We start from the raw sequence: 26,357 nt of genomic DNA on the forward strand, positions 1-26,357 counted from the left end.
GTCAGATGAGCGATGCCAGCATCTTCGCTGCGCGCATTGCACCGTCGTTTTCGACAATGCGGTAGGCGATCGGGCGCCGCAGCTCATCGCACAGTGCATCGGCAATCTCCTCGGCGCTCGCCGTGTCATAATCCATGGCGCGGCCCGCGCCATAGCGCCCGAGGCGATGGCGCACATGCACATTCTGTTCGAAATGATTCCGGAGTGGAAAATAGAGAAAAGGTATGCGGGCGGCGGTCAGTTCCATGCAGGTCGTGAGGCCGCCTTGCACCAGCGCAATGTCGCACGCGGCAAGGCGAAGATGGAGGTCCGGGAGGTAGCCATGAATTTCAACGCCGGCAGGACGGGCCAAGCTGCGTAGATCGATCCGCGGCCCGGCGACGACGATCATGCGCAGCTCGGGCAATTGCCGGTGGATGGCCGGAAAGGCGGCGATAATCCGCCGCAAGAGCGGGGCACCGACGCCTGAACCACCGACCGTGACAATGCATATCTTTTCGCTATCGCCATAACCGAAGCGGGCGCGTAGTGCGGCCCGGTCGGCCATCTCGGTCTGGTCGAGGCCGGTGATATAACCACAGAAGTCGAAATTCTGTTCCGTCCAGGCGCGGATTTCCGGCAGGCCCGGACCAAATTTATCTGGGACGATATCGTCCGGATTGCCGACAAAGATCGATCTGTCGCGGATGCGCGGATAGCGCGCGATATGGTCGATCATCTCGGCATTATAGTCTGCGGTCAGATAGGCCTCTCTGTCGCCGCCCTCCGGCATCGGCAGATAGCCGACAAAATCGGTAAACCAGGCGAGCCCAGCACGTTTCAGCTCAGGATGCTCGTGCCAGAAGTGATCCACCTCCCAGGATTCGTCGGCGATGACGAGATCATAGGAACACTCCTCGACGACTTCCTGGAACATCATGAAATTGGCTACCAGGATCTCGTCCATGCTGCGCAGTGCCTGGAACACATGAAGATCATGCTCGCCCGCCTCGCTCTCGATATGGCCCGATTCATTGACCAGCAGGCGGCTTGCCGGATGTATCGCCTCGCCGGCCGCCTCGAGCAGCGCTGTGACGGGGTGCTGTGCCAGCCAATCGATCTCAAGGTCGGGATGCAGGTTTCGCAGCTCGCGCGCGATGGCGATATCGCGCCTCGCGTGCCCCAGGCCGATGGGCGAGGAGAGATAGAGTGCGCGCTTACGGCGGCCTGGACCGCGCCGCAGAACCGTAGGTGCCGGCACGAGGCATCCCGTCGTGCGGTCCGCGAAATCGTGAATGAGCCGGTTCACGATCACGGGATCGCGTGCGACCGGAATATGGCCGGCACCCTCCAATGTCACCAGCGGCGCGCCAATGGCCTCTGCCACGAGCAAGCCCTTGGCATGGGGCACGATGTGGTCCTGGTCGCCATGCACGACAAGGACCGGTCGTCGAATGGTCCGATAGAGCGCCTCGCCATCGTCGTGCGACAGTGCGCGCGCCAGGACCGTGTCGATCAACGTATCTGCCGTCGTCCCCAAAGCCCATGCGACGGCGTCCTCAATCTGCTTGGTCGAATGGGGTTCGCTGAACGCCTCGCCGAAGAAGAACTCCGCAAAGCCGCGGTAGTCCTGCTGCCAGTAATATCTATTGTACTTGGCCCAGCCTTCATAGGAATTGTGCTGCACTTCGAAATTCTGTGCGGAACGCCCTTCGGCGCTGGGTCCGAACGGCGCAGTGGGTGCAATCAGGACGGCACTGATGACCCGCTCCGGATGCAGCGCCGCCAGCATCGCCGCGTAATGCCCGCCAAGAGACAGGCCGACAATGACGGCGCGATCGGTCCTGGTCTCATCGAGGACGGCAACGGCATCGGCGACGAATTCCTGCGAAATATAGGCGTCGGCGCCCGTTGGCCGGTCCGAGAGGCCGTTGCCGCGGCCATCGAATGTAATGACGCGGTAGTGCCGGGCGAGATAGGGAATCTGCGCCTTCCACAAGCGGGAATGCACGATCGACCAGGACGGCAGAAGCAGGATGGTGGCAGCACCTGACCCATGGATCTCGTAGTAAGTACGGACGCCGTTGCGCAGGACGTAACCGCTATGGTCGGGTTGCCGCGCACGTGTCACCGCGTCCCCCCGCTTTCCTCCAGGCGACGGATCAGCGTCCCCAATCGCCTGAGCGCCCGCCGGATCGCCATGCCTTCCTCCTCGAAATCCAGCAGCAGCATGGCTTCGCATCCCAGGAAAAGGTTGCCGACCAGACAGGCGACATCGTCGGGGCGCAGGCGGCCGAGGCCGCCGAACCGTGTCGCCGCTTCCTTTGCGACCATTTCCAGCAGCACATACCAGCCTTTCAGAAACTTCCGCACCGCGACCGCGATCTCCGGGTTGGACCAGCCGGCGGCCATCATCTCCTGCAGCACCCGCACATAGCCGGACGCCAGATCCTCGTCGAGATAGTCGCAGGCCTTTTCCCAACGTTTCCACAAGGGGAGGTCGGCTGCGAAGGTCACCCGCTGTCGCTCCAGGAGCCGGCGATTCTGATGATCGAGGAGGGCCAAGACCAGGGCATCCTTCGAGCCGAAATGATAGTGGATCTGACTGAGCGGCATACCGGCCGCGTCCGCGACACGGCGCGTCGACAGGCCCGCATAGCCATGCGCGTGCAGGCATTCTTCCGCTGCCGCGAGAAGGGCCAGCCGCGTCTCCGAGTCCGGCTTGGCCGCCGCGGCTTCTTTCCGTGCCATTTCCTGTTTTCTCATCCCAATCGTCACGCCACCGGAGCCCATCCTAGAGCTTGCAGACGATCCGGTCGAATACCTTGCACTTGTTCTTGGCACAGAATCTCCCGTCGAGGGTTTCGGCCTTCACCTTCTTGGTGTCCACGTCGATATCGTCCGCCGCGGTGAAGCCTTGGGCCGCACAGAAGGCCTTGGCGATCGTGCGATAATCGCCCTTGCCGCAATCGTCGCCGTCGAGCTTTTCGCAGGCGAAGAGGCGGTTGCCACTCACCGTCATCGGTGGCTGGTAGCTCTGCTCGCGCGCCTGCGGCGCCTCGGCCGGAGCTTCTGGCGCGGTTGCTGCGCCGGTCGCAACCGGGGGCGCACCGGGTTCCGCCACGGTGTCGCCCGGTTTCGGCATCGACGGGGGGAAAATGAAGAGCATATCGGAGGCGATGGCATAGACATGGCCCTTGGGTCCGATCGCCGGCGGGTTCCGCCCGCCACCGGCCCAGTCGAACCGGGCGACCTCCGCCAAGGAGTTGGTGTCGTAGGTCAGAAACGCATCTGCGGTCGACACGAAGACATGAGTGCGCGACGCCGCAGCGGAAACAAGAGATCCGCTGGGGACGTCGATTTTCGCTACCACTTGGTTGCCTTGCAGCACGGCCAGGTGCCCATAGCCCCCGACGATGAAGACCCGCCCATCCGCCATGCGGGTTGGCGTGGCAAAGACCGGCCGCAGGCCGGTGATTGGCGCCGAGTTGTCCGCGTTCGGGCCGGCAAAGACAATCCCGCCGTCGGGGCCAACGGATTCCCCTCCGTTGGGATCACGTTCCACGCTTTGTATGCCGATCAACGTGCGCCCGTCCGGCAGGGTCATGGGGGCCGATCGCATGAAACGGTCGTCGCTGTGCACCCGGAAGCGCTCGGTAAATTCAGTGCCGGAGAAGGAATAGCCGACCAAATCCTTGATGTGATCCGACACGATGACGAACGGTATGGCGCCGCCGGCTGCGGTGAAGATGTCGACGCTGGGTGGCGGCAGCACAAAGTTTGAGCGCACTTCCCCGGGGTTAAAACCCGGGGGAAGTATGCAAGTCAGGAACGCCGGCGTTAAACAGAGAGCGAGCCTGAGGTTCGACACCCCGGCGCCGCCATGGACTTCCGGCACGTAGCTGGTCACCACCTGGCGGGCCACGTAGCTGCTGTCAGTGGAAAAGGCGATCAGTTCCACGGAATGGCCGCCGCCATACATGAACTGGTATCTGGTCGGCACGATGATGATTTCGGTGTTCCCCGAGCGCCAGATGTTCGGCGCGGCCAGTGCCGCGGGGCCGCGGTCATGCATAGGGAACGGCGTCTGTTCCAGCCAGCCGCCACTGGACGTGAAATGATGCAGCATCGATTCGGCCCGCTCGCCCGGCGGATTTGCGCCAGCGCGGTTGTCGCGGTATTGCCGCACGCCGACGACGTAGATCGAGCCATCGGAACTGATCACCGGTGAAGCGACGATGGACTGCCCGCGGGTGATGTCGCGGCTCCAGAACGGACTGCCGTCGGGATGGAGGGCGATCAGCTTGCCTTCGCGTGTCCCCAGATAGACCGTGCCGTCTGGCGCCACGACCGGCCCGGCGCCGACGGCGAACTTGCCAAGGCCGGGAACCGTGATCGGCGCCGTTTTCGCCGGCGCCGTGGTCACATTCAGAAATCCGTTATTGGCACCGTCGGCATGTGGTCGCTGCCATGCCTGGGCGTGCGCTGCGGGGCTGAACAGGCAGAAGGCGATCATTTCCGCAAGCACGATCGAGCCCAAGAGCGCGCGAACGAGCGTAGGGTGTTTGGTCATCAGCGGGCCTCCACAGTGAGCGGGCCATCGAATTCGCCCGCGCTTTTCCAGGACAATTCCATGCGGTTTTAAGTCCCTCTTGACTTCAGCTATCGTCTTCGGCCAAATTCGGTCGGTCGACCGAATTATTAAGAATCGGCGCCCTAGTGTCAACCCTGAGCTGAGCGCATGCGCCGGCCCGCGGTGGTACGGGGAATCTCGGACAGGAGGATTCCATGTCGCGCTTTCTGGCAACGATTTATGGCGCAATCGTCTACCTGCTCTTTCTGGTGACGTTCGCTTACGCGATCTGCTTCGTGGGCAATATTGTCGTACCGAAGACGATCGATTCCGAAGCCCTTGGCCCGCTCGGCGAAACGCTGATCATCAACATCGTGCTGTTGGGAATTTTCGCCCTGCAGCACAGCGTGATGGCGCGTCCCGGCTTCAAGAAATTGTGGACGTACATCGTGCCCGAATCAATCGAGCGCAGCACCTACGTGCTCTTCGCCACCGCGGCGCTGGCGCTCCTGTGCTGGCAGTGGCGACCGATTCCAGAACCAATTATCTGGTCGGTCGAGAACCCGCTCGGTGTGGCATTGCTTCAGGGAATTTTCTGGCTTGGCTGGGCATTGCTGCTGTTCAGCACATTCCTCATCAATCACTTTGAACTCTTTGGCCTGCGCCAGGTCATCGGCCGCCTGCTGCATTGGCAAACGCCCAAGCCGGAATTCAAGACGCCATCGGTCTATCGCCGGGTGCGGCATCCGATCTATCTGGGCTTCCTGCTGTCTTTCTGGTCAGCGCCCACCATGACGGCCGGTCACCTGCTCTTTGCGCTCGCCACGACCGGCTACATTCTCATCGGCATCTATCTCGAAGAACGCGACCTTGTCGCCCTCTTCGGCGATCAGTATCGCCATTATCGCCGGCAGGTCGGCATGCTCATTCCATTGCCCGGCCGCAAATACACCGGCGACCAAGCGGGGAAACGGCCGGAGATGACCCAGCGGATGGCAGATCGGGCACCACCTCTTTAATCCGCTGCGACTTCGTCCTGTTTCTGCCTTTTGGAGCGGACTATCAGCGTCGCCGACATGATGCGCCGCGTCGACGAATTGCTGCCGACATCGCTGGAACAGCTTCCCGCGATGTCGCCGCATTCTTGTTTAGATCTCGTTTATTCGGCCGCTTCATGCCTGCTTGGCGCACGCTTGCGGCCGGTCACCATGGCGCGGATCAGATTCTCCCGGTGCCGGAATCCGGCCAGGATGACCCCGCCCACATGCAGGCCGACGAGTGCCAGCAGCACATTGGCCAAGGTCTCATGGGTTTCCTCGACCCATTCCACACCCCAGAACGCGTCCGTGGTGTAGAGCCAACCGGTAAGGCAAAGTGCCGCCATGCAGGCGATGAGTGCCAGGATCATCAACCCGCCCGCAGGATTATGGCCGAGATAGCGGCGCTCGCGCCCCTGGATGATGTCGCGCAGATAGGCGGCGACGGTGCGCGGGGACCTCACGAACTGCGTGAAGCGGGCATAGCGCGGGCCAGTCAGGCCCCAGACGAGCCGGAAGGCAATAAGCGCGCCCGCTGCATAACCAGCCCATTGATGCAGATCCGTCCATTCCTCGGCGCTGATCCAGGCAATCGCAAAGCTGGCTACCAGGCACCAATGGAAAACCCGCACCAACGGGTCCCAGACTTTGACCGTCGCCGCCATGATCCGGCTCCTACTTCGCCTTGACGACGACAAAGGTCTTCGGATCGAAATAGCTTTCCATCCGTGCGCCGGTGGCATCGGTCCCATAAACTTCGTAGCAGCCTTCGTCGATCTTCACTTTCTTGATCTTCCAGCCTTCGGCTTCAAGCTTCTGTTGCAGGGCTTCCTTCGGTTGCCATTCAGCCTGCGGGACGTTGCACATGTCCTCGGCAGCGGCAGTGCCGATGCCAAGGGTCGCCAAAAGGGCGGCGGAAAGGAGAAGGCGATTCATGGTAAACCTCATTGCTTTGTTGCTGTTGGGGTCGCTCGCAGCCAGCAGGGTGGCTGACAGGCCGAACCATCTGCGATCAAGCTGAAGCCAGGCTGACGGCGCGGACGAAAGTTGTTCAGCTTGGCGTAAGGTACGACCTTGAGGATGCGCGACCATCAAGGAGCCCGGAAAATGCGAGTCTTGCTGATCGAAGACGAACCCGGTCTGGGGCAGGCAGTGCAGGAACATATTGCCGCCGCCGGCCACGCGGTCGATTGGGTGCTGCGGCTGGATGACGCAGAGGCCTCGCTGCGCGCCGTCGACTATGGCCTGGTACTGCTCGATCTTCACCTTCCGGACGGTGCGGGGCTCGACCTGCTGCGCACCCTGCGGCGGCGCGGCGACGCACGCCCGGTGATCATTCTCACAGCCCGTGACCAGATCCGCGATCGCATCGACGGGCTCAATGCAGGTGCCGACGATTATCTCGTCAAACCCTTCGACCTCGACGAGCTAAGGGCGCGGGTCGCTGCGGTGGCACGCCGCTATGCCGGCAATCCCAATCCAATCATCCGCATAGGAACGCTCGACATCGACCAAGCAAACCGGCAGATCGCGCGGGATGGCAAACGTATTGACCTCACCGGCCGCGAATGGGCCATCCTCGACCAGTTGCTGCGCCGACCCAATGGTGTCGTCACCAAGGAACAGCTGGAGGAAGCACTTTACCCCTTTGGCGCCGAGATCGAGAGTAACACCATCGAAGTTCATGTCAGTCGACTGCGCAAAAAGCTTGGTCGGGATTTTGTCACAACCTTACGCGGCATGGGCTACCGGTTGGAGCAGGCATGAAAGAATCCTGGAGCCTCTCGCGGCGCTTGGCGCTGGCTCTCACGCTGGGTCTGGGTGTCCTGTGGCTCGGTGCGGTGGCGATCTCCGCCTTCGTGACGATGCATGAGATTAACGAGGTCTTCGACAGCGCACTTCAGGAAACGGCGCAGCGTCTGCTGCCGCTCGCCACGGACGATCTCGAGGAGCGCGCCGAGGACGGTGGGCGGGCCATCGGTGGTACGGTTGCCGGGCATCGCGAATATCTGATCTATCAGGTGCGAGATGCCATGGGGCGGGTGGTCTTGCGCTCCCATGATGCGCCGCTGGCGGCCTTTCCGATCCCGCTCACCCATGGCTTTAGCGATGTGGACGGGCAGCATTTCTATACCGAAGTGGCACAAGAAAATGGTTTCGCCATCCAGGTTGCAGAAAAGCCTGGCCATCGAGCGGAAGCGCTGTTCGACAGTCTGTTCTGGCTGGCCTCGCCGCTCCTCCTGCTGCTGCCCTTGGCGGGCAGCATCATCTACTGGACCGTTGGGCGAACTGTCCGACCGATCCGGGCGGTGAGGGAAGCGATCCGCGCGCGCGGCGGGTCCAATCTGGCCACCATTTCCGATGACGGCCTGCCCACGGAACTGACACCCATCGTCAAGGATGTGAACCGTCTGCTGGAACGTCTGGGCCGCGCGTTGGAGGCCGAACGCGCCTTTGCCGCCAACAGCGCCCATGAACTGCGCACGCCAGTGGCTGCCGCCTTGGCGCAGATCCAGCGGCTGGGCGCGGAGCTGGAGGGGACGCCATATCGGGTGCGGCTGGAACAGATTATCGTCGCCATGCGCCGGCTAGGGCATCTGGTCGAGAAATTACTGCAATTGTCGCGCGCCGAAAGCGGCATTGCCATGTCAGACGAACGCAGCGACCTCGTGCCGGTGATGCGCCTGGTGCTGGACGAAATCGGGCGCCAGGCACCCTTTGCTGGCCGGATCGATTTCAATGTGCCACCGGCGACCTCTCTCATGGCAGCTATCGACATCGACGCCTTTGCGATCGTCTTCCGCAATCTCGTTGAAAATGCCCTGCTCCATGGATCAGCAACGGAACCGGTGCGGATCTTCCTGGGTTCGGACCAGAACGTTCATGTCGTCAATCGCGGACCTGCGGTGCCGGCGCCTGCGATCCCGCATCTGACCGACCGCTTCACCCGCGGTACCAGTGGCGCGCCGGGCTCCGGTCTCGGCCTTGCCATCGCCGACACGATCCTGCGACAGGCGGGCGGCGCGCTGGAACTATACTCACCCGCCCGGGGTCTCGATGAGGGTTTCGAAGCTGTCATGATCCTCGGCTAGGGGCGCCCCCGGGGCTGCCGCTCGTAATACACATCCCATTCATCGGCGCCGGTCTTTGCGAAACCATGCCGCTCATAAAAGCGGGCGGCATCGCTTTGCTGGAGAACGCTAAGACGGATCGGCAGGCCGGCATCGTCGGCCTCGTCCAGCAATCGGCGCAGTACGGCACCGCCAAGTCCACGACCCTGCTGCTCGGGCAGGATATAAAAATGCTCCAGCAACAAAGTGCCGCCAGATGGGGCATTGTCAGATGGACCGATGGCGACGCAGCCCACCAACGCTCCATCGGACCCAATGATCAGCCTGGTATGTTGCGGGCGGAATGTGGTGCGAAAGCGCTCGAAGGCGCGCTGTTTGTCGAAGCGGCCGATGCGCGCCAAGCTCTCTTGCATGACGATGAGGCGAAGCTCAAACAGCCTTTGGAAATCCTCGTCCGTGGCGGCGGCGAGGGTGAAGGGCACCGGCATCCGGCTTTAGTTGAGAACGGGCCGCATGAAGCTGCGCTCATAGCTCACGATGCTGCGGTTGCGCTTCTCCAGTTCCAGTGCCGCTTGGCATCCGGGATCGGTTGCCATCCGGTGGCGATAATCCTCATAGGCGGCAAAGCTCGGGAAACTGAACAGGGCCACGGCAATGTTGTTGGCGCCTTCGCTGGGCAGGAAATAGCCGTGATGTGTGCCGCCCATGCGGTTGACCAGGGGAATCCACAGGCGGGCATATTCCTCGAACTCGGCCAGCTTGTAGGGATCGAGCACATATTTGAGATGGCAGGTAATCAAGGGTCGCTCCTGTCGGGCAGGGTGGTGTTTGAACGGGGTGCGAGATTTATAACCGCTGCATCAAATCGCGGCGAAGAAATTCATTGAGCCGGTCGACAGCGGTACCGGTCGAGGTCGGGTTGCGCAGGATGCTGATTTCCAGATCCTGCAAGGGCGGCAATCCTTCCTCCTCGCCGATGACGCGCAAGGTCGGCGGGACGCTGCATTGTGCGAGGCCAGCGACGGCGAGGCCGGCCTGGACGACAGCCACGAGGCCCAGCAGGCTGGCGCTCGAATAAGTGCAGCGATAGGCGATGTCGGCCTCACCCAGTGCGTGGATGACATGGGCGCGGGCGATGCAGCCGGGTTCGAAGAGGGCGATCGGCAAGGGATCGCTCTCCCAGGCGACATGATGCGGAGACGCCACCCAGACGAAACGCTCCCGCCGTAAAATCTCCAGCGGCTGCGACGGCAGGCGCGAGACGATGGCAAGATCGATCCGTCCTTCCTGCATGGTTTTGACGAGCGCGCTCGATTGCTCGCAGATCAGTTCCACCATCACGAACGGATGCTCCGCCCCGAAGCGGGAGAGGACCGGCGGCAGCAGGAAGGCGGCGTAATCATCCGGCACGCCAAGGCGCACGCTGCCGGCCGCCTCCGGGCGCGTGACGCTGGCCCAGGCTTCGTCCGACAGTTTGAGGAGCCGCCGGGCATAGATAAGGAAACTCTCGCCGGCCTGGGTGGGGGTGACCGCGCGCGGTGTGCGGGTCAGCAACTGCTTGCCCACAGATTGTTCCAGCCGCTGCATCTGCATGCTGATCGCCGATTGGCTGCGGCCGATCTGCGGGGCCGCATGTGAAATGCTGCCGCCCTCAACGACGGCGACAAAGCTTCGGAGCAGATCGAGATCGAGCGGTGCTGGCATATCACTATCAATATAATGAATAATGATTTCCAAATCTATTCGTTTTACTGAAGTCTTTCGAGACGGTTAGCTGGTGCCCTAACAGCCTTTGACCGGCCCAGATCTTGAACCGGCACAGCTTTTGAACAGGCACCAGCCTATGGATATCAACGCCGGAACCCCATCGATCACGGAGACCCGCTTCCCAGCGGCTCGTCTGGCCATCGCCATGGCGATCATCGGCACGGTGGGTGCTTTCGCCACGGAATCGGGACTCGATCCGGTGACGATCGTCTTCTGGCGTTGTGTCTTCGGCACGCTGTTTCTGGGCGCCTGGTGCGCCTTCCGCGGTTATCTGCGGTGGCAGGAACTCTCTGTCTCGAAGCTCGGCCTTGCCGTGCTCGGCGGCGTCTGCATGGTGCTGAGCTGGACTGCGTTCTTCGCCGGCTTTTCCATGACATCGATCGCGACGACAACGATCGTCTATCATATCCAGCCCTTCTTCGTGGTCCTCATCGGCGTCTTGTTCCTCAAGGAACGCGTCACCGTCGACCAGATCATGTGGATGATCGCTGCCTTCCTCGGTGTCGTGCTGGCCAGCGGCCTTGTCCTCGCGCCCGGTTCACTCAGCGCCAGCTGGTTGCTGGGGATCGCGATGTCGCTCGGGGCGGCGTTGCTCTATGCGGTGGCGACGATCCTGGCCAAGGGCCTTGGCGGTCAGCGGCCGGAACTGACGGCGCTCTGCCAGACAATAACGGGAATCGTCATGCTGGCACCCTTCGCCGATGTCACCCAACATGTGCCGGCGGCATCCTGGTTCTGGTTGGCCGGCATCGGCATCCTCCATACCGGCATCGCCTATGTCCTTATTTATTCGGCCTATCCGCGCCTCACCACACCCGTGATCGGGGTGCTGACCTTCATCTATCCGCTGGTCGCCATCCTCATCGACTGGGTCGTCTACGCCCATCCGCTGGGCTGGGCGCAGGCCATCGGCATGATGCTGATCGCGATGGGCACCATGGGCGTACGGCTTGGCTGGCGCCTGACAGGGCGGCGTGCGTCGGCGGCTTGAAGGTTGGCGCGCCGAGGTTAGCGCTTCGGCGTCACGCGCCAGATGGTGTTGCCGACATCGTCCGCCACAAGCAGCGCGCCCGATTTGTCCATCGCCACGCCGACCGGGCGGCCCTGCGCCTCATCGTCCGCGTTGACGAAGCCGGTCAGGACCGGGATCGGCTTGCCCGTCGGTTGCCCATCCTTGAAGGAGACGAACACCACGTCATAGCCGCTGCGCGGTTCCCGGTTCCACGAGCCGTGCTGGCCGATGAAGGCGCCGTCGCGGAAACGGTCGGGCAGCAGCGTCCCTTCAGCAAAGGCGAGCCCCAGCGGCGCCACGTGGTTGCCCAGTGCATAATCCGGCTTGATCGCATTGGCCACCATCGCCGGGTCCTGCGGCTCGACACGCTCGTCGACATGCTGGCCGTAATAGCTGAACGGCCAGCCGTAGAAGGCACCTTCCTTGACCGAGGTCAGATAGTCCGGCACCAGATCGCTGCCCAGTTCATCGCGCTCATTGACCACGGTCCATAGCGCGCCGGTATCTTTCGACCAGGCGAGGCCATTGGGATTGCGCAGGCCCGACGCGAACAAACGCGACTGGCCGGTGGCCGTGTCGATTTCCATGATCGCGGCGCGGCCCTTTTCGATGTCCAACCCGTTCTCGCCGACATTGCTGTTCGATCCGACGGTGGCGTAGAGATGCTGGCCATCGGCGCTGGCGATCAGGTTCTTGGTCCAATGATGATTGCGGGTGCCGGCCGGCAAGTCGGTGACCTTGACGCCCTTTTCGGCGATCTTCGTAGCGCCGGCATGATAGGGAAAGCGCAGCACCGCATCCGTGTTGGCGACATAGAAAGTGTCACCGACAAGCGCCATGCCGAACGGCGAATTCAAATCGTTGATGAACGGTGTCTGCAGATCGGCGATGCCATCTTGGTTGGTATCGCGCAGCAAGGTGATGCGGTTGGCGCTCTCCGTTGCCGCGCCGGCCTTGCCCTGGAACAGGCTGAAGAACCAGCCGCGAATGCCGCCGCCTTCGTCCGGCCGCGGCGGCGCGTTGGTCTCGGCCACCAGCACGTCGCCGTTGGGCAGCACATAGAGCCAGCGCGGATGCACGAGGCCCACCGCAAAGGCCGATACAGCCAAGCCGTCGGCAGCGGCCGGCTTCTCGCCATCGCGCCAGCCGACCGCGTCGGCAATGTTGACGGTGGGGATGAGCGTTTCGCTGGGTGCCGGCAGGGTGGGGTTGGCGCCCATCGTTTCGCTGGCAGGAACTTCTGCCTCATGCCCACAGGCTACCAGCAGCAGCGCTGTGCTCAGCATCGAGACGGGCAGCAGATGTTTCATCGTTGCACCACGGGGACGAGGAAAGCGGTCGACAGCACAACGCTGTGTGCCGCCAAGCGTTCCGTCCGTGATGGGAGATGCTGCTGCCGCTAGGCTCGACCGCTGCCGCGTTCCGGCGGCCAGGAGCCATTGTCGATCGGCTGGGTGACGCGGTTGCTGACCTGGGCGTCGAGATGGGCAATGCGTTGGTAGAGTTCGAGGCTGCGCGCCATCAGTCTCTGGAAATCGGCCGGCATCGCGCGCATGTCGTCGGTGGTATCGCGGCCACACAGATGATGTCCGCCCAGACGACGTTCCGGCGCCAGGGCCTCATCGAGCGTGAGTTCGCCGGTAAGGACAGCACGGTGTGTCAGCAACCAGGCCAGCGCCTCGGTAAGGCGCGACACCAGGCGCATGGTCTCGACCGAACTCGCCAAGCCCTGATCGATGGTCAGGCTGCGCGTATCGGCTTCGGCCCGGTCGCTGAGATAGCGGCGGGCGTCGACCAGCAGCCCCATCGTCTCCGACATGGTGCGGTCATAAAACTCGATCGTGGCCATCGATCGTCAACTCCGTCAAAGCGCGCCCGGGCCCACACCTCATCCCGAGCATCTTGAAATACCTAACACCGCCCAACCCGGATTTGATCCCCTATCAAAGCATGGGTGGTGCTCACCCCTAGCAGACATTCCAACCGGTTAAGAAAAAGTGATGATCGGGGCTTGAAGGAGCGAAACGCACAACCTAGATGGTGATTTGTCGGCGCGCCGCAGATCTGGGTGCCGATATGAACCGGGCCGATCCTCGCGATGGCCCACATTTAATCCCATGTTGCTCACTGGAGGATATGGCTATGCGTACGTTCGACCTCACCCCCCTTTTCCGCTCTTCGGTTGGCTATGACCGTCTGTCGCGCCTGATGGATTCAGCGCTGCGTGTCGACGAAGCCCAATTGGCCTACCCGCCCTACAACATCGAGCAGGCGAGCGAAGATTCCTACCGCATCACCATGGCGGTCGCCGGCTTCTCAGACGCCGAAATCACCATCACAGCGCAGGAAAACCAGCTCGTCGTTGCGGGCAAGCCGACCAAGGAAGAGCAGCCCAAGAGCTATCTTCACCGCGGCATCGCCGGCCGGGCGTTCGAGCGCCGCTTTGAGCTTGCCGATCATATCCGTGTCACCGGTGCCAGCCTCGCCAATGGCCTGCTGAGCATCGATCTCAAACGCGAAGTGCCGGAAGCGATGAAGCCGCGCACCATTGCGATCAACGGTGTAGCGCAGCCGCAGGTCATTGAGAGCAAGGCTGCCTGAGCAAGAAGCATAAGCCTGAAATAGCGGAGGGCCGCTAACCGGTTTCCCGGTTGCGGCCCTCTCAATTTTGTAAAGCCTCAGACCTGTCTAACTTGTCGCAGCCGAAAGTTAGGAGCGGGGACGACGGAGGTCAAGCTAGATTCGTTTGCCGACCCGTACGCACGCGCTTTCGTGATCCGGCCATTCTAAACCTGAGCGATCGCGTCGTGATTAGAAGGCATGAAATTCATTTGTGCAGAAACAAATCCGCCGGCCTATTGGGCCGGCGGCGAGTTAGACAGGGAGGCATGAAACTGGATCGGAGAGATCCAGGAGAGGAAGGACAGGTCCTTCCTGACTGCCAAATTAACCCGCGCGGGTGAACAATCCGTTAACATCACGGATTATTTTGTTGCGTTTTTGAATCGGCCTATTTTCCTGAATAAGCATTCAGTTTTTGAACAGGCTTTCAGCCGCCGACAGGTGCTTTTTCTTCCGGGCGATGTCCGCCTCGACCCGGGCGATTTCTTCCCGCAGCTGGGCGATGTAATTTTCCAGATCCTCCACCCCGAGCGGGTCGAGATTGCGGAGCTTCGGCTTCTTGGTGATGGGGTCGAGATCATCCGTATCCATGGCGGGGTCTTTCGCTGGTTCCTTGCGTCAGTTTAGACGCAGCCCTTGCCAATTGCCATGTCGGGCGGCTAGGTCGGGGGTCTCTAAACCGGAAGGATCCGCCATGACCGCCTTGCCCACTGAGATGACCGCGATCGAGATCAGCAGCTTCGGTGGCCCCGAAGTGCTGCGCCCGGCCAAGCGCCCGCTGCCGACATTGGCGGCGGATGAGGTGCTGATCAAGGTGGCGGCGGCCGGCATCAACCGGCCGGATGTGCTGCAGCGGACGGGTGGTTACGCACCACCGCCGGGTGCCTCCGACCTGCCGGGGCTCGAAGTTGCCGGCGAGATCGTCGCGGTGGCACCAGGTGTGACCGCGTGGCATGTGGGTGACAAGGTCGCGGCCTTGGTCTCGGGCGGCGGCTATGCCGAATATTGCGCAGCACCAGCGCCGCAATGCTTGCCGGTGCCAAAGGGCTTCGACATGATTCATGCGGCAGCCCTGCCGGAGACGTTCTTCACCGTGTGGACCAATGTGTTCGAACGCGGTGCGCTCAAGGCCGGCGAGACCTTCCTTGTGCATGGCGGATCAAGCGGCATCGGCACCACGGCCATTCAACTCGCCCACCAATTCGGTGCGAGGGTGATCACCACGGTTGGCGGCGATGACAAGGCCGCTGCCTGCAGGCAACTCGGTGCCGACATCGCGATCAACTATCGCAGTGCGGATTTCGTGGCCGAGGTGCTGGCTGCGACCGATAAGAAGGGCGTCGATCTCATCCTCGACATGGTCGGTGGCGACTACATCAACCGCAACCTCAACTGCCTTGGGCTGGATGGCCGCCTGGTCATGATCGCCTTCCTGCAGGGTGCCAAGGCCGAGGTGAATTTCGCGCAGGTGATGGTGAAGCGCCAGACCATCACCGGGTCCACGTTGCGCCCCCGGTCGGTGGCGCAAAAGGCCAGCATCGCCGCTTCCCTCAAGGCCCAGGTCTGGCCGCTGCTGGACGCAGGCAAGGTGAAGCCGCTGATCTATAAAACCTTCCCGCTCAAAGAGGCCGCCGAGGGCCACCGCCTGATGGAATCCAGTGCCCATACCGGCAAGATCGTATTGACGGTTTAGAGCCTGATTTCAATCGGTTAGGGTGCGCACCCCAGCCTGGCGCAAAGATTGCCCTTGGAACTTCCCGGGGCCAGTGCTATTTGCCTGAGGGAAGAGCCGTGTTCGGCGCCGATTTGTGGCGCCCCGGCCGTTTTTCCAACATTGGTCAAGTCGTTGCTTGACCGCCCGACGGGGTTGCCGCCCCGTTGGCGAAGAGGAGTAGTCATGACCCAGATCCTGATGCCCAAAGCCACCGCCGTATGGCTCATTGAAAACACCGCGCTCTCCTTCGAGCAGATTGGTGCCTTCACCAACCTCCACCCGCTGGAAGTGCAGGGCATCGCCGATGGCGAGGTTGCCGTGGGCATCGTCGGCCAGGACCCGATCGGCAACGGCCAGCTGACCGCCGAAGAGATCAAGCGCTGCGAGGACGATACCGCCGCCAACCTCAAGATGGCGAAGTCCGACATCCCGCAGCCCCTCACCCGCACCAAGGGCCCGCGTTACACGCCGGTCTCGAAGCGCCAGGACAAGCCTGACGCGGTGGCGTGGCTCATCCGCCATCATCCGGAACTCTCTGATGCGCAGGTCTCGCGCCTCATCGGCACCACCAAGCAGACCATCGCCGCCATCCGCGACCGCAGCCATTGGAACACCGCCAATCTGCGCCCGCGCGATCCGGTGCTCTTGGGCCTGTGCACCCAGACCGATCTCAACGCCGCGATCTTGAAGGCCCGCAAGGCCGCCGGCAAGCCCGCAACATTGGATCCGCTGCCCGGCCATGAACTGCCGGAAGAGCATCACGAGCATCAGGATGAAGGCCAGAACCCCAATTCGCGCTGGGGCGATCTCTCGGCGCTGTTCCCGACCAAGGGGTAAGTCCCCGCCAAACAAAAAAGCCGCTGCCTCGCAAGGGCAGCGGCTTTTTTTGTCCGCGGCGTGCTTGGCTTGATTTTCAGTGGCTCGCAGTTTTGCCTTGGCGTGATAGTAATGATAGTGAAGCGACGATCATAAAGAACTCGAGGTCAGGCTCCAGTTTGGGCCAGCGAAAATCTCACTCTGACGGCGATTCCTCATGGCGTTCCTCTTGCCTATCGATATGACTGCTTCGCTGGCAACTCACTCAGCAGCATCGGACTGTCAATCGGCTGTCTTGAGGCGATGAAGACAGCCCGTGTCAATTCTGTTTTGGGAGCCACGGTCCAGTCGATGGGGAAGTCTTCGTGCACCGGCTGTGTCTTGGGGACGTAGACGTAAGGGAACAGGGCCCGGAGCCGATTGAAAATCCATGGACGTGTTGGCCGGCAGCCCAGGCCGTCAAAGGCTTGGGTTTGAACTTCCTTAGGTTCCGTAACAATGTTAGCCGCTTCGTAGTCTCCGACTGAGACGCAGGTTTCCAGGAGGAGCAGGTCACCGCAGAACGCCGCGAAGAGCTTAAGGGCTCCATCCGGGTCTGCCAGATGGTAGAAAATGCCGTAAGCATAGACGATGTCAAATTTTCCGAGCGCTGTCGGATTCAGGGCGTTCACATCGGCCTCGATCAGGTTCCATTTTGCGGCAGGAAAATAGCCATGCTTTCCGACGAACTCCATGGTCGCGGCGAAGAATTTGCAATTCTCCGGACGCGCCTCGATACTCGTTACAGTGCAGCCGCGATCTAGGAAGAATGAGGTGTGATCACCAAGTCCTGCGCCAAGCTCGAGAACGGATTTGTCAAAGACATCCAGACCAAGCGTTGCCAGATGCTCCTGGCGACGATTGTTGTTACGCTTATAGCTCGGATTGCGAAATATGAGGTTTAGTGCATCGAAATTCATTGGAATAAGGACCTCACTGACAAGAGCACAAAATACTTTAGTCATCCTAACAAGAGCAGGTGTTGTTGCCTAGATGGATAGGGCTCGACCCTCGCTTAGGAAAGCAGTGTCATAGAAGGGAAATCGGGGTCAGACTCCAATATTCGATGGCCAGCGGAAATCATGTTGCTCCCGATTCCCGCGTCTCTCAATGGAAAGGTCAGACCTCTGGTTCGTGGCAAACCACTTCGATGTTGTGCCCGTCCGGACCAATGACGAAAGCTGCATAGTAGTTGGCGTGATAGTGTGGGCGGAGACCCGGCGCGCCATTGTCTTTGCCGCCCGCCCCCAGAGCCGCGTGATAGAAAGCGTCGACCTGCTCGCGCTTCTTGGCCACGAACGCCAAGTGAAGATGCGCCGGCTTCTCATCGGTTTGGAACAGGCACAATGAAGAGGGGTTGCCCTTTGGGCTAAGCTCTATGCCGTAAGTGGGCTGCCCTTCCGAGACAATAGCGACGCCGAGCGGTTCGAGTGCCTTGAGGAAGAACGCTTTGCTGGCTGCATAGTCGCTGACGCCGAATTTGACATGGTCAAACATGAGGTCTCCTGACGTGTGTTGGCTTGCGCGAGGCCTAACGCGTTTTGCAGACGTGGGCAAGCGGATGTGCCTAGAACCAGCCGGGCGCCGGGAGGTATTTGGCGCGATGGGCGTTCAGCAAAGTCGAGATCGGACTCTGATTTTGTGAGACTCCATTGGCGCGATTTCCAGCCCCCGATTTCGGGAATAGAAATCTCACTCTGACCCCGATTGCCGACCCCGATTGCCGGCTCTGCCGATTGCCGCCGAAGTCCTACCGCGAGCAGATCACGTGTGTTACTCGCTGTGGAAGCCGTACCAAAGCTCGGGCCGGTCTAGCGGGGTGCCGGGCGTGAGCAGCGGATTCTTCAGCTCGATGATCACGCGCTTGTCCAGGCCAGCCTGGCGCAAGCGCTCGCCGTAGTACTTGTCGAAGAGCTGGTCGGCCGAGCCATCGGCGATAGCTTTTTCAAGCCCCTGGCGGATGATCTCGGCCAGCTGCGTGTTGTCGCGGTTGAGCATGTAGTAGGCGTCGTAGTAGTAGTGCAGCGCGATGTGCGGCTCGATTTCCAACGTGCCGGCATTGCTGGCCTGTTCGTCCCAGATTTCCAGCGCACTGCGCGGGAAATAGTCGAAACGTTCGGCGACCAGCATCTTGAACAGCCCCTCGTAGCTCGTCGCCGTGATGACCGACACCCCGTTGGCGCGCAGGATCTCGATGTCCGGCCATCCTTGCCCCTGGGCCAGGCGCACGTGCTTCAGGTCGTCGAGCGTCTTCACGCCCGCGAGCCGCGCGGTGTCGCCCTTGCGGACCAACCCCAGCCGCAGGCCGAGCACGCCCTTGTTGATGGGGATGCGCACGGCGAGCAGCCTCGCCTCGCGCTCGGCCGAACTGGGCAGTGGCGCGACGTCGATCAAGTGCCCGACCTCCAGTTCGACAACCTGGCGATCCTGGTTCATCGGAACCTCGGCCAGCTCGATCCGATAGTCGGGCCCGACCTTCGACAGAGCCAGCTTCAGCAGTTGCAGCGCATAGTCGGAGCGATGGTCGCCTTCAAACTCCGGACTCGGAAAGCGGACGACTTCGGCAGCAGCGTCCTGCGCAAGGAGTAGCAGGACGAACACCAGACGGGCGAGCAACGACATGACTGCCTCCACGATGTTCTTCCTTCCGGCGATCTTGGACTGTGACCGACGGGGATTCAAGTCGAACGCAGGGTCGAGCGTGTCGGTAAAATCCGGGACAGCAGTGACTCTGATCCCGATTGTCGCCGACGCACTGCTGGCGCGTCGGAGAACATTGTCGGCGTTGCTGGATCTGCCAAACATACCGGGACGGCTGCCGGACAGGTCAAGGAATCGGTCGGGTCCCTCGTCGAAGAAACAGACGATCTGCGCCAGCAAGTACAATCCTTCTTGCACCACGTGCGTGACAGCTAGACAAGGCGGCGATGGTGCAGCCGGGTCCTGGCACCCGGGCCAATCTGTCCGTTTGTCCGTTGCCAGGAACGGAGATGGCGCCCGCTGCGCAAACCTCGTAGAGTCCCGGAATTACAAGATTTGCTGGGCCGCTGTGCGCTGATGCAGCGGCTGACGAGAAAACCGCCTCTGCGGCATGTTGCGCAGGTGCGGTTATACCCCTTTACTGAATAGTGGTATTTAATATACTTGTTTTGCGAATGACGGGGCTGAGCGCGCCAACCTGCCCGACAGGAGAGCCATATGACAGTTTCCCACCACATTGCGGATGATCCGCATATGAGCCAGCCGACACGGCGGCGGCGCGAGCTTTTGACCTTCCTCTTCCTCACCATCTTCCTGGCGCCGCTGCTCAGCATTGCGTTTGTCGGCAGCTACGGCTTTGCCATCTGGTTCTACCAGATCTTCACCGGCCCGCCGGGGACCTGAGCGCGAGAAAGGCAATCGGCATGGGTTCGCAAGAGACCGCTCGATCACGCCGTGCTTTTTTGACCGGCAGGCCCGCTGCAAAAGCGGCGGCGCTGAAAGTCCGCGGGCTGCGGCCACCCTGGACGCTGTCTGAATCCGCCTTTGCCGCCGCCTGCACCGGCTGCGGCGATTGCGTGACGGCCTGCCCGGAAGCGATCCTCTACATCGGCGCCGACAAGTTGGCAGCAGTCGATTTCCGGCGTGGTGAGGGCCTGTGCACCTTCTGCGGTGCCTGCGCGGAGGTCTGCCCGGCGCCGGCGTTCCTTGCTGCGACGGCGCGCGCCGCGGAAGCACCGTGGCACTGGCGCGCGGCGGTCGGCACTGCGTGCCTCACGAATTCCGGCATCATGTGTCAAAGCTGCAAGGACGGCTGTAGCGACGGCGCCATCAGCTTTGCCTATGGCGCCGGGCGCATTCCCCATCCCCATGTCGATCTTGCGCGCTGCACCGGCTGCGGCGGCTGTGTGGCACCTTGCCCGGCCGAGGCCATTGCCCTTTTTGAACTGGAGACGGCCCATGGCGGCTGACCGGGTGCATATCTCCAGCCTTGTGGTGCATGTGCGCCCTGAATGCCGTGCCGAGGCATCTGCCCGCATCAGCGCCTTGGCCGGTGCCGAGATTCACGGCGTCAGCGACAGCGGCAAGCTGGTTGTTGTGCTGGAGACCGCCCATGAGGCTGACATCCTCAGCCATATCAACCTGATCAACGAGATACCCGGGATCGTCGCCACGTCGATGATCTATCACGAGATCGATACCGCCGAGGAGGCATAACATGCTGAACCTGACCCGCCGCCAGATGATCAAGGCCAAGGCCGCCGCGATCGCCGCCACCGTCGCCGGTATCCATATCCCCGGCGCGCAAGCAGCCAACGGCATCATTCCCGGTGACGAAGCGCGGCTTGAATGGTCGAAGGCGCCATGCCGTTTCTGCGGCACCGGCTGCGGTGTCATGGTGGCGGTCCGCGACAACCAGGTGGTCGCCACCCATGGCGACATTCACGCCGAGGTCAATCGCGGCCTCAACTGCGTCAAAGGCTATTTTCTCTCCAAGATCATGTATGGCGCCGACCGGCTGACGCAGCCCTTGCTGCGCATGAAGGACGGTGTCTATGCCAAGGATGGCGAGTTTCAGCCGGTGAGCTGGGAGCGCGCCTTCGACGAGATGGCCGCGCAATGGAAGCGCGTGCTGAAGGAGAAAGGCCCCACGGCGGTCGGCATGTTCGGGTCCGGCCAGTGGACGGTGTGGGAAGGCTATGCCGGCCTCAAGCTGATGAAAGCCGGTTTCCGGTCGAACAATCTCGATCCCAATGCCCGCCATTGCATGGCCTCGGCCGCGGTCGGCTTCATGCGAACCTTCGGCATGGATGAGCCGATGGGCTGCTATGACGATATCGAGGCGACCGATGCCTTCGTGCTGTGGGGTTCGAACATGGCGGAGATGCATCCGATCCTGTGGACCCGCGTTGCCGACCGGCGCCTGTCCAACCCGCATGTCAAAGTGGTCGTGATGTCGACCTTCGAACATCGCAGCTTCGACCTTGCCGATATTCCGATCGTGTTCACACCGCAGACCGATCTGGCGATCCTCAACTTCATCGCCCATCACATCATTTCGACCAACCGGGTCAACAAGGATTTCGTCGAAAAGCATACGAGCTTCCGCCGTGGGGTCACCGACATCGGTTATGGGCTGCGGCCGGACCATCCCAAGGAGGCGGCAGCCAAACACGCGGCCGACGCCAATGATTCGACGCCGATGACATTTGAGGAATTCGCGGCCTTCGTTGCCGACTACCCGGTAGAGAAGGTATCCGAGCTGAGCGGCGTCCCTCAGGAACAGCTGCTGGCCATGGCCGAGATCTATGCCGATCCCAGCACCAAGGTGGTGTCGTTCTGGACCATGGGTTTCAACCAGCATACGCGCGGCGTCTGGTGCAACAACATGATCTATAACATCCACCTGCTGACCGGGAAAATCTCGGAGCCGGGCAATTCGCCATTCTCATTGACCGGCCAGCCTTCGGCCTGCGGGACAGCGCGCGAGGTCGGGACCTTCTCGCATCGGCTGCCGGCCGACATGGTGGTCACCAATCCGGAACACCGCAAGCATGCCGAGGAGATCTGGCAGATACCGGAAGGCACCATCCCGGAAAAGCCCGGCTATCACGCGGTGATGCAGAACCGCATGCTCAAGGACGGCAAGCTCAATGCCTATTGGGTGCAGGTCAACAACAACATGCAGGCCGGCGCCAACATGAACGAGGAGACCTATCCGGGCTATCGCAACCCGGAGAATTTCATCACCGTGTCGGACGCCTATCCGACTGTGACCACGATGGCGGCCGATCTCATCCTGCCCGCGGCCATGTGGGTGGAGAAGGAGGGCGCCTATGGCAATGCCGAGCGGCGCACCCATTTCTGGCACCAGCTGGTGACGGCGCCCGGCGAGGCGCGGTCCGATCTGTGGCAGCTCATGGAATTCTCAAAGCGTTTCACGACCGATGAGGTGTGGGCACCCGACGTGCTCGAGGCCAACCCGCAGTTCAAGGGCAAGACCTTGTTCGAGGTGCTGTTTGCCAACGGGACCGTGGACAAGTTCCCGGTGAGCGATATCGAGGAGGGCTACAACAATCACGAATCCGAGGCCTTCGGCTTCTATGTGCAGAAGGGCCTGTTCGAGGAATATGCCGGCTTCGGCCGTGGCCATGGCCACGATCTGGCGCCCTTCGACACCTATCACAAGGTGCGTGGGCTGCGCTGGCCGGTGGTGAAGGGCCAGGAGACGCGCTGGCGCTACCGCGAGACCTACGATCCCTATGTCGAAGCGGGCAGCGATGTGCAGTTCTACGGCTACAAGGACAAGAAGGCGCTCATTTTCGCGCTGCCCTATGAGGCGCCGCCGGAATCGCCGGACGCGGAATATGATCTGTGGCTGTCCACCGGCCGGGTGCTGGAACATTGGCATTCCGGCACAATGACCAGGCGCGTGCCGGAACTTAACCGTGCTGTGCCGAATGCCCTTTGCTACATGCATCCGGATGATGCCAAGAAGCGCAATCTGCGCCGCGGCGATGATGTGAAGGTGATCTCGCGCCGGGGAGAAATCCGTGTCCGTGTCGAGACGCGCGGCCGCAACAAGCCACCGCGCGGCCTCGTCTTCGTGCCCTGGTTCGACGAAGGGCGCCTCATCAACAAGGTGACACTCGATGCCACCGATCCCATCTCCAAGCAGACCGACTACAAGAAATGTGCCGTCCGCATCGAAAAGGTGGCGTCATGAGAGTTCGCCGCGCGCTCAGGCTGATGATTGCCGGTGTCGGGCTCGCCGGCTTTGCCGTTGCCGTCGCCATGGCACAGGAGGTGACCGATCTGCGCGGTGCCGTGCCGCCCACGGAGGAGGTGGCGCCGCCGCCGATCTATAAGGAGATCAATGACGACAAGCGGCGCGCCCGCAATTATCCCGAACAGCCGCCGGTCATCCCGCATAATATCCGCGACTATCCGGTGACCCTCAACGCCAACAAATGCCTTACCTGCCATACCCGCGAATTCACCGCGGAATCGCAGGCGCCGATGATCAGCATCACGCATTTCGTGGACCGCGAGGGGCAGACCCTGGTGACGGTGACGCCGCGACGCTATTTCTGCACGCAATGTCATGTGACGCAGAGCGAAGCGCCCGATCTGGTCGAGAACCAGTTCATGCCGATCGATGAAATCCTGCGCGCGTTCCGGAACAAGGGCAATGGCAGCGACGACGGCGAGTCGGGGGAGGAGAACCCATGATCGGCCGTCTATGGCGCTGGGGTTGGCAGCGCGCGGGTGAAATCTGGTTCGTACTGCGCAAACCCAGCGTGCATTTCAGCCTCGGCTTCCTCACCATCGGCGGGTTCGTGGCCGGTATCATCTTCTGGGGCGGGTTCAACACCGCGCTGGAGCTTACAAACACCGAGACCTTCTGCGTCTCGTGTCATGAAATGCGCGACAATGTCTATGAAGAGCTGAAAACCACGATCCATTTCACCAACCGGTCTGGCGTGCGCGCCACCTGTCCCGCCTGCCATGTGCCACACCAATGGACCGACAAGATCGCCCGCAAGATGCAGGCGTCGAAAGAGGTCTGGGGGAAGATCTTCGGTACCATCAACACGCGCGAGAAATTCCTCGACAAGCGCCGCGAGCTGGCAGAGCACGAGTGGAAGCGCCTCAAGGCCAATGACTCGCTCGAATGCCGCAACTGCCACGATTTCGAATATATGGATTTCACCCGCCAGAATGCGCGCGCGGCGACCGCGCACAGCACCTATCTGGCGTCGGGCGAAAAGACCTGCATCGATTGCCACAAGGGCATCGCGCATCATCTCCCGGACATGGAGGGTGTCCCCGGCTGGGACGCGACCGAGGCGCCGGCGCTTGATACGCCGGACGATAGCGACAACATCAGAAAGCTGGGCGAGGCGATCCGCGCGCTGACGCCAGGTACGGACGTGGCGGCACAGTAGTGCCGTAAGGCTCGGTAGAGCTGTAAGAAGATTGGGGAGAAAACAGCCTCCGTCCTGTCGGGCGGGGGCTTTTTCAGGGATTTGTATTTTCGTATTGACTTAATTAAGTGAATTATGAAATATAACGACATGGACATTTTCACAGCCCTTTCCGATCCCACCCGCCGCGGCATTGTCGAGCTTCTGGGACAAGGCCCGCAGGCGGCCGGCGACATCACGGCACGGTTCGAGGTGAGCGCGCCGGCGATCTCGCAGCATTTGAAGGTGTTGAAGGAGGCCGAACTGGTGCATGTGCGCATCGACGGCCAGCGGCGCATCTACAGCCTCAACCCGCAGGGCCTGACGGCGCTCGACGATTGGCTGGATCGCATGCGCCGCTTCTGGAGCAGCAGCCTCGATGCGCTCGAACATGAGCTCAGGAAACCTGTCGCCAAACCGAAATCCAAACCGAGAAAATCACGAGGAGACCAGAAATGAGTGTCGCCGCGGCTGAAAAATACGGAATTATCACCGAAGCTGGCAGCATCGTGTTCGAGCGTCTGCTGCCTGGCCCCATCGAGCGCGTGTGGAACTATCTGACCGATCCTGACAAACGCGCGATCTGGCTCGCTGGCGGATCCAGCGACCTGCGGCCCGGTGGCAAGATAGAGCTCTTTTTCCGCCACAGCGATCTGTCCGCGAGCCCCGAACCCGCGCCAGAGCGTTTCAAGGCGGTCGAGGACGGCTTCACGATGCGCTGCGAAGTCACCGCCTGCCGGAAGCCGCATCTCCTCAGCTATCTCTTTGGCAGCGACGGGTCGGAGGTGACCTTCGATCTGAAGAAGCAGGGCAGCGACGTGCTGCTGACCCTCACCCATCGCCGCCTGCCGACCCGGAAAGACATGCTGAGTGTGGCCGGCGGCTGGCACACCCATCTGGGGCTGTTGGTGGATCATTTCGCCGGCCGGCCGGGGCGGCCCTTCTGGTCCAACCATGCCGCGCTGGAAAAGGAATATGACAAACGCGTCCCTTGAAATCGGAACCTGGCTTTAGGATGTGCCGAGAGCGGGGCTCATACCGCCACTGCGAGGAGGGAGTCCCGATAATCTTCAAGGGCGATAACCGCCTTGGCCAGCAGCATGGCATCGCCGACATCGGCAAGATCGGCGCGCATGACGTCGGATAGGCCGAAATCGAACAAGGAATGGAGATCGTCGAGCGTCTCGTCCCACGGCCATGACGGGCCGGCTTCGACCATCCTGCCTTCCAGGACAAGCATGTCGGCGATGATGAAGAGGATCGTCCTGACCTTGGCCGCGACCTGGGCCAGCCCCAGCGCGGCCGCGCGTTTCTCGATGTTGCGAAGTTGCACGTTGAGATGATCGCGTCTGGCCGCGATGGCGGCCAGACGCCGTGTGATGCGCGACGGCGCGTCGATCGGACAGGCAAGTATTTCGGCAAGATCATTGAGCTTGCCGATGATATCGACAATGTTGTTCATGCCGCGGAAATAGATACCAACTAGGACACGGTCGACGCGCTCCTGATCGGTCGACAAAGGCAGGATCAGTTTGGTTTGATGTGCAAATACACCATCGCTGTTGGTGAAGGCAGACTCAAAATAGGCTGGTCGGCGCGACGCCAGCACGGCGCCATATTGTCCGATGAGAAGATCCCGTTCTTTCATAGCGGTCAGCGTCTCGACGCCGTGTCCTGCCCGGTCCGAGCCGTAATATTGCCGCAGACCGGCGCCTTCCCACTCGACCTCATAGGTCGTGACGTCATCATAGAACCGGATCAGCATCAGGTTCCTGCGCCAT

The 26,357-nt window shown here is 61.6% G+C and carries 30 protein-coding genes; 15 read left to right on the forward strand and 15 right to left on the reverse strand.

Annotated features, from left to right (window positions below; all coding sequences use genetic code 11):
• Position 1: 1 nt before the first annotated feature.
• The 3 genes from AC1DWZ_RS09965 to AC1DWZ_RS09975 are packed head-to-tail and all read right to left on the reverse strand — an operon-like array spanning position 2 to position 4,552.
• Positions 2-2,110, reverse strand: coding sequence for an alpha/beta fold hydrolase (locus AC1DWZ_RS09965; protein ID WP_477168732.1), 2,109 nt, complete (start codon positions 2,108-2,110; stop codon positions 2-4).
• Positions 2,107-2,730 (reverse strand): TetR/AcrR family transcriptional regulator, encoded by a 624-nt coding sequence (locus AC1DWZ_RS09970; RefSeq protein WP_477168733.1) that lies wholly within the window; start codon positions 2,728-2,730, stop codon positions 2,107-2,109. The genes AC1DWZ_RS09965 and AC1DWZ_RS09970 overlap by 4 nt, the downstream gene beginning before the upstream one ends.
• A gap of 43 nt (positions 2,731-2,773) precedes the next feature.
• Positions 2,774-4,552, reverse strand: a complete 1,779-nt coding sequence (locus tag AC1DWZ_RS09975) for an outer membrane protein assembly factor BamB family protein (protein ID WP_477168734.1) — start codon at positions 4,550-4,552, stop codon at positions 2,774-2,776.
• Positions 4,553-4,767: 215 nt separating this feature from the next.
• Here AC1DWZ_RS09975 and mddA point away from each other — a divergent pair, with 215 nt between their 5' ends.
• Positions 4,768-5,571, forward strand: coding sequence for a methanethiol S-methyltransferase (gene mddA, locus AC1DWZ_RS09980; RefSeq protein WP_477168735.1), 804 nt, complete (start codon positions 4,768-4,770; stop codon positions 5,569-5,571).
• Positions 5,572-5,711: 140 nt separating this feature from the next.
• On the opposite strand, the gene AC1DWZ_RS09985 is transcribed toward mddA, so the two are convergent.
• Both AC1DWZ_RS09985 and AC1DWZ_RS09990 read right to left on the reverse strand, forming a co-directional pair.
• The gene (locus AC1DWZ_RS09985) at positions 5,712-6,254 is read right to left on the reverse strand and encodes a cytochrome b/b6 domain-containing protein (RefSeq protein ID WP_477168736.1); all 543 of its coding nucleotides are present in this window, start codon (positions 6,252-6,254) and stop codon (positions 5,712-5,714) included.
• 10 nt (positions 6,255-6,264) lie between these two features.
• Positions 6,265-6,525: a PepSY domain-containing protein gene (locus AC1DWZ_RS09990; RefSeq protein ID WP_477168737.1), complete on the reverse strand. Its 261-nt coding sequence runs from the start codon at positions 6,523-6,525 to the stop codon at positions 6,265-6,267.
• Between the two features lie 171 nt (positions 6,526-6,696).
• Between AC1DWZ_RS09990 and AC1DWZ_RS09995 the strand changes: the two genes are divergently transcribed.
• Together AC1DWZ_RS09995 and AC1DWZ_RS10000 are read left to right on the forward strand one after the other, a co-directional pair.
• Entirely contained in the window at positions 6,697-7,356 is a 660-nt protein-coding gene (locus tag AC1DWZ_RS09995) for a response regulator (RefSeq protein ID WP_477168738.1), read from the forward strand.
• On the forward strand, positions 7,353-8,681 hold the full coding sequence (locus AC1DWZ_RS10000) for a sensor histidine kinase (RefSeq protein ID WP_477168739.1): 1,329 nt from the start codon (positions 7,353-7,355) through the stop codon (positions 8,679-8,681). Before AC1DWZ_RS09995 ends, AC1DWZ_RS10000 begins: the two co-directional genes overlap by 4 nt.
• Here the strand turns inward: AC1DWZ_RS10000 and AC1DWZ_RS10005 are convergent.
• The 3 genes from AC1DWZ_RS10005 to AC1DWZ_RS10015 are packed head-to-tail and all read right to left on the reverse strand — an operon-like array spanning position 8,678 to position 10,364.
• On the reverse strand, positions 8,678-9,142 hold the full coding sequence (locus AC1DWZ_RS10005; protein ID WP_477168740.1) for an N-acetyltransferase family protein: 465 nt from the start codon (positions 9,140-9,142) through the stop codon (positions 8,678-8,680). The genes AC1DWZ_RS10000 and AC1DWZ_RS10005 overlap by 4 nt on opposite strands.
• Before the next feature lie 12 nt (positions 9,143-9,154).
• Positions 9,155-9,460 carry an NIPSNAP family protein gene (locus AC1DWZ_RS10010; protein ID WP_477168741.1) on the reverse strand — a complete coding sequence of 102 codons (306 nt, stop codon included), beginning with the start codon at positions 9,458-9,460 and terminating at the stop codon, positions 9,155-9,157.
• A 46-nt stretch (positions 9,461-9,506) separates the two neighbouring features.
• Positions 9,507-10,364 carry a LysR substrate-binding domain-containing protein gene (locus AC1DWZ_RS10015; RefSeq protein ID WP_477168742.1) on the reverse strand — a complete coding sequence of 286 codons (858 nt, stop codon included), beginning with the start codon at positions 10,362-10,364 and terminating at the stop codon, positions 9,507-9,509.
• A gap of 139 nt (positions 10,365-10,503) precedes the next feature.
• Between AC1DWZ_RS10015 and AC1DWZ_RS10020 the strand changes: the two genes are divergently transcribed.
• On the forward strand, positions 10,504-11,418 hold the full coding sequence (locus AC1DWZ_RS10020; RefSeq protein WP_477168743.1) for a DMT family transporter: 915 nt from the start codon (positions 10,504-10,506) through the stop codon (positions 11,416-11,418).
• A 17-nt stretch (positions 11,419-11,435) separates the two neighbouring features.
• Here the strand turns inward: AC1DWZ_RS10020 and AC1DWZ_RS10025 are convergent, their stop codons facing one another.
• Together AC1DWZ_RS10025 and AC1DWZ_RS10030 are read right to left on the reverse strand one after the other, a co-directional pair.
• Entirely contained in the window at positions 11,436-12,749 is a 1,314-nt protein-coding gene (locus AC1DWZ_RS10025; protein ID WP_477168744.1) for a PQQ-dependent sugar dehydrogenase, read from the reverse strand.
• An 89-nt stretch (positions 12,750-12,838) separates the two neighbouring features.
• The gene (locus AC1DWZ_RS10030; RefSeq protein WP_477168745.1) at positions 12,839-13,288 is read right to left on the reverse strand and encodes a DUF1465 family protein; all 450 of its coding nucleotides are present in this window, start codon (positions 13,286-13,288) and stop codon (positions 12,839-12,841) included.
• Positions 13,289-13,581: 293 nt separating this feature from the next.
• Between AC1DWZ_RS10030 and AC1DWZ_RS10035 the strand changes: the two genes are divergently transcribed.
• Positions 13,582-14,040, forward strand: coding sequence for an Hsp20 family protein (locus tag AC1DWZ_RS10035; protein WP_477168746.1), 459 nt, complete (start codon positions 13,582-13,584; stop codon positions 14,038-14,040).
• Between the two features lie 429 nt (positions 14,041-14,469).
• Here the strand turns inward: AC1DWZ_RS10035 and AC1DWZ_RS10040 are convergent, their stop codons facing one another.
• Positions 14,470-14,652 (reverse strand): DUF1192 domain-containing protein, encoded by a 183-nt coding sequence (locus tag AC1DWZ_RS10040; RefSeq protein WP_477168747.1) that lies wholly within the window; start codon positions 14,650-14,652, stop codon positions 14,470-14,472.
• 103 nt (positions 14,653-14,755) lie between these two features.
• On the opposite strand from AC1DWZ_RS10040, the gene AC1DWZ_RS10045 reads away from it, so the two are divergent.
• Entirely contained in the window at positions 14,756-15,754 is a 999-nt protein-coding gene (locus tag AC1DWZ_RS10045) for an NAD(P)H-quinone oxidoreductase (RefSeq protein ID WP_477168748.1), read from the forward strand.
• A gap of 204 nt (positions 15,755-15,958) precedes the next feature.
• Positions 15,959-16,612 carry a DUF1013 domain-containing protein gene (locus AC1DWZ_RS10050; RefSeq protein ID WP_477168749.1) on the forward strand — a complete coding sequence of 218 codons (654 nt, stop codon included), beginning with the start codon at positions 15,959-15,961 and terminating at the stop codon, positions 16,610-16,612.
• Positions 16,613-16,824: 212 nt separating this feature from the next.
• Here AC1DWZ_RS10050 and AC1DWZ_RS10055 read toward each other — a convergent pair whose 3' ends face one another.
• The 3 genes from AC1DWZ_RS10055 to AC1DWZ_RS10065 form a co-directional block, all read right to left on the reverse strand.
• Positions 16,825-17,550 carry a class I SAM-dependent methyltransferase gene (locus tag AC1DWZ_RS10055; RefSeq protein WP_477168750.1) on the reverse strand — a complete coding sequence of 242 codons (726 nt, stop codon included), beginning with the start codon at positions 17,548-17,550 and terminating at the stop codon, positions 16,825-16,827.
• A 199-nt stretch (positions 17,551-17,749) separates the two neighbouring features.
• Complete coding sequence (locus tag AC1DWZ_RS10060; RefSeq protein ID WP_477168751.1) at positions 17,750-18,127, reverse strand: VOC family protein; 378 nt, start codon at positions 18,125-18,127, stop codon at positions 17,750-17,752.
• Positions 18,128-18,403: 276 nt separating this feature from the next.
• Positions 18,404-19,510 (reverse strand): substrate-binding periplasmic protein, encoded by a 1,107-nt coding sequence (locus tag AC1DWZ_RS10065; RefSeq protein WP_477168752.1) that lies wholly within the window; start codon positions 19,508-19,510, stop codon positions 18,404-18,406.
• A gap of 318 nt (positions 19,511-19,828) precedes the next feature.
• Between AC1DWZ_RS10065 and napE the strand changes: the two genes are divergently transcribed.
• From napE to AC1DWZ_RS10105, 8 genes are all read left to right on the forward strand, one after another.
• Positions 19,829-20,014 carry a periplasmic nitrate reductase, NapE protein gene (napE, locus tag AC1DWZ_RS10070; RefSeq protein WP_477168753.1) on the forward strand — a complete coding sequence of 62 codons (186 nt, stop codon included), beginning with the start codon at positions 19,829-19,831 and terminating at the stop codon, positions 20,012-20,014.
• Between the two features lie 20 nt (positions 20,015-20,034).
• On the forward strand, positions 20,035-20,580 hold the full coding sequence (gene napF, locus AC1DWZ_RS10075) for a ferredoxin-type protein NapF (protein ID WP_477168754.1): 546 nt from the start codon (positions 20,035-20,037) through the stop codon (positions 20,578-20,580).
• Positions 20,570-20,827: a chaperone NapD gene (locus AC1DWZ_RS10080; RefSeq protein WP_477168755.1), complete on the forward strand. Its 258-nt coding sequence runs from the start codon at positions 20,570-20,572 to the stop codon at positions 20,825-20,827. The genes napF and AC1DWZ_RS10080 overlap by 11 nt, the downstream gene beginning before the upstream one ends.
• A 4-nt stretch (positions 20,828-20,831) precedes the next feature.
• Positions 20,832-23,336: a nitrate reductase catalytic subunit NapA gene (gene napA, locus AC1DWZ_RS10085; RefSeq protein ID WP_477169492.1), complete on the forward strand. Its 2,505-nt coding sequence runs from the start codon at positions 20,832-20,834 to the stop codon at positions 23,334-23,336.
• Positions 23,333-23,842, forward strand: a complete 510-nt coding sequence (locus AC1DWZ_RS10090; RefSeq protein ID WP_477168756.1) for a nitrate reductase cytochrome c-type subunit — start codon at positions 23,333-23,335, stop codon at positions 23,840-23,842. The genes napA and AC1DWZ_RS10090 overlap by 4 nt, the downstream gene beginning before the upstream one ends.
• Complete coding sequence (locus tag AC1DWZ_RS10095) at positions 23,839-24,558, forward strand: cytochrome c3 family protein (protein ID WP_477168757.1); 720 nt, start codon at positions 23,839-23,841, stop codon at positions 24,556-24,558. Before AC1DWZ_RS10090 ends, AC1DWZ_RS10095 begins: the two co-directional genes overlap by 4 nt.
• A 129-nt stretch (positions 24,559-24,687) precedes the next feature.
• The gene (locus AC1DWZ_RS10100) at positions 24,688-25,035 is read left to right on the forward strand and encodes an ArsR/SmtB family transcription factor (protein ID WP_477168758.1); all 348 of its coding nucleotides are present in this window, start codon (positions 24,688-24,690) and stop codon (positions 25,033-25,035) included.
• Entirely contained in the window at positions 25,032-25,571 is a 540-nt protein-coding gene (locus tag AC1DWZ_RS10105) for an SRPBCC family protein (RefSeq protein ID WP_477168759.1), read from the forward strand. Before AC1DWZ_RS10100 ends, AC1DWZ_RS10105 begins: the two co-directional genes overlap by 4 nt.
• Before the next feature lie 38 nt (positions 25,572-25,609).
• Here the strand turns inward: AC1DWZ_RS10105 and AC1DWZ_RS10110 are convergent, their stop codons facing one another.
• Entirely contained in the window at positions 25,610-26,341 is a 732-nt protein-coding gene (locus AC1DWZ_RS10110; protein WP_477168760.1) for a PAS domain-containing protein, read from the reverse strand.
• Positions 26,342-26,357 lie beyond the last annotated feature (16 nt).

The sequence above is a fragment of the Dongia sp. P2_B8 genome, from assembly GCF_056404715.1.

Coding starts and splice junctions, on each gene's coding strand:
- AC1DWZ_RS09970 (WP_477168733.1), bottom strand. CDS start 2,730: ATGGCACGGAAAGAAGCCGCGGCGGCCAAGCCGGACTCGGAGACGCGG.
- AC1DWZ_RS09975 (WP_477168734.1), bottom strand. CDS start 4,552: ATGACCAAACACCCTACGCTCGTTCGCGCGCTCTTGGGCTCGATCGTG.
- mddA (WP_477168735.1), top strand. CDS start 4,768: ATGTCGCGCTTTCTGGCAACGATTTATGGCGCAATCGTCTACCTGCTC.
- AC1DWZ_RS09985 (WP_477168736.1), bottom strand. CDS start 6,254: ATGGCGGCGACGGTCAAAGTCTGGGACCCGTTGGTGCGGGTTTTCCAT.
- AC1DWZ_RS09990 (WP_477168737.1), bottom strand. CDS start 6,525: ATGAATCGCCTTCTCCTTTCCGCCGCCCTTTTGGCGACCCTTGGCATC.
- AC1DWZ_RS09995 (WP_477168738.1), top strand. CDS start 6,697: ATGCGAGTCTTGCTGATCGAAGACGAACCCGGTCTGGGGCAGGCAGTG.
- AC1DWZ_RS10000 (WP_477168739.1), top strand. CDS start 7,353: ATGAAAGAATCCTGGAGCCTCTCGCGGCGCTTGGCGCTGGCTCTCACG.
- AC1DWZ_RS10015 (WP_477168742.1), bottom strand. CDS start 10,364: ATGCCAGCACCGCTCGATCTCGATCTGCTCCGAAGCTTTGTCGCCGTC.
- AC1DWZ_RS10020 (WP_477168743.1), top strand. CDS start 10,504: ATGGATATCAACGCCGGAACCCCATCGATCACGGAGACCCGCTTCCCA.
- AC1DWZ_RS10025 (WP_477168744.1), bottom strand. CDS start 12,749: ATGAAACATCTGCTGCCCGTCTCGATGCTGAGCACAGCGCTGCTGCTG.
- AC1DWZ_RS10030 (WP_477168745.1), bottom strand. CDS start 13,288: ATGGCCACGATCGAGTTTTATGACCGCACCATGTCGGAGACGATGGGG.
- AC1DWZ_RS10035 (WP_477168746.1), top strand. CDS start 13,582: ATGCGTACGTTCGACCTCACCCCCCTTTTCCGCTCTTCGGTTGGCTAT.
- AC1DWZ_RS10040 (WP_477168747.1), bottom strand. CDS start 14,652: ATGGATACGGATGATCTCGACCCCATCACCAAGAAGCCGAAGCTCCGC.
- AC1DWZ_RS10045 (WP_477168748.1), top strand. CDS start 14,756: ATGACCGCCTTGCCCACTGAGATGACCGCGATCGAGATCAGCAGCTTC.
- AC1DWZ_RS10050 (WP_477168749.1), top strand. CDS start 15,959: ATGACCCAGATCCTGATGCCCAAAGCCACCGCCGTATGGCTCATTGAA.
- AC1DWZ_RS10055 (WP_477168750.1), bottom strand. CDS start 17,550: ATGAATTTCGATGCACTAAACCTCATATTTCGCAATCCGAGCTATAAG.
- AC1DWZ_RS10060 (WP_477168751.1), bottom strand. CDS start 18,127: ATGTTTGACCATGTCAAATTCGGCGTCAGCGACTATGCAGCCAGCAAA.
- napE (WP_477168753.1), top strand. CDS start 19,829: ATGACAGTTTCCCACCACATTGCGGATGATCCGCATATGAGCCAGCCG.
- napF (WP_477168754.1), top strand. CDS start 20,035: ATGGGTTCGCAAGAGACCGCTCGATCACGCCGTGCTTTTTTGACCGGC.
- AC1DWZ_RS10080 (WP_477168755.1), top strand. CDS start 20,570: ATGGCGGCTGACCGGGTGCATATCTCCAGCCTTGTGGTGCATGTGCGC.
- AC1DWZ_RS10090 (WP_477168756.1), top strand. CDS start 23,333: ATGAGAGTTCGCCGCGCGCTCAGGCTGATGATTGCCGGTGTCGGGCTC.
- AC1DWZ_RS10095 (WP_477168757.1), top strand. CDS start 23,839: ATGATCGGCCGTCTATGGCGCTGGGGTTGGCAGCGCGCGGGTGAAATC.
- AC1DWZ_RS10100 (WP_477168758.1), top strand. CDS start 24,688: ATGGACATTTTCACAGCCCTTTCCGATCCCACCCGCCGCGGCATTGTC.
- AC1DWZ_RS10105 (WP_477168759.1), top strand. CDS start 25,032: ATGAGTGTCGCCGCGGCTGAAAAATACGGAATTATCACCGAAGCTGGC.
- AC1DWZ_RS10110 (WP_477168760.1), bottom strand. CDS start 26,341: ATGCTGATCCGGTTCTATGATGACGTCACGACCTATGAGGTCGAGTGG.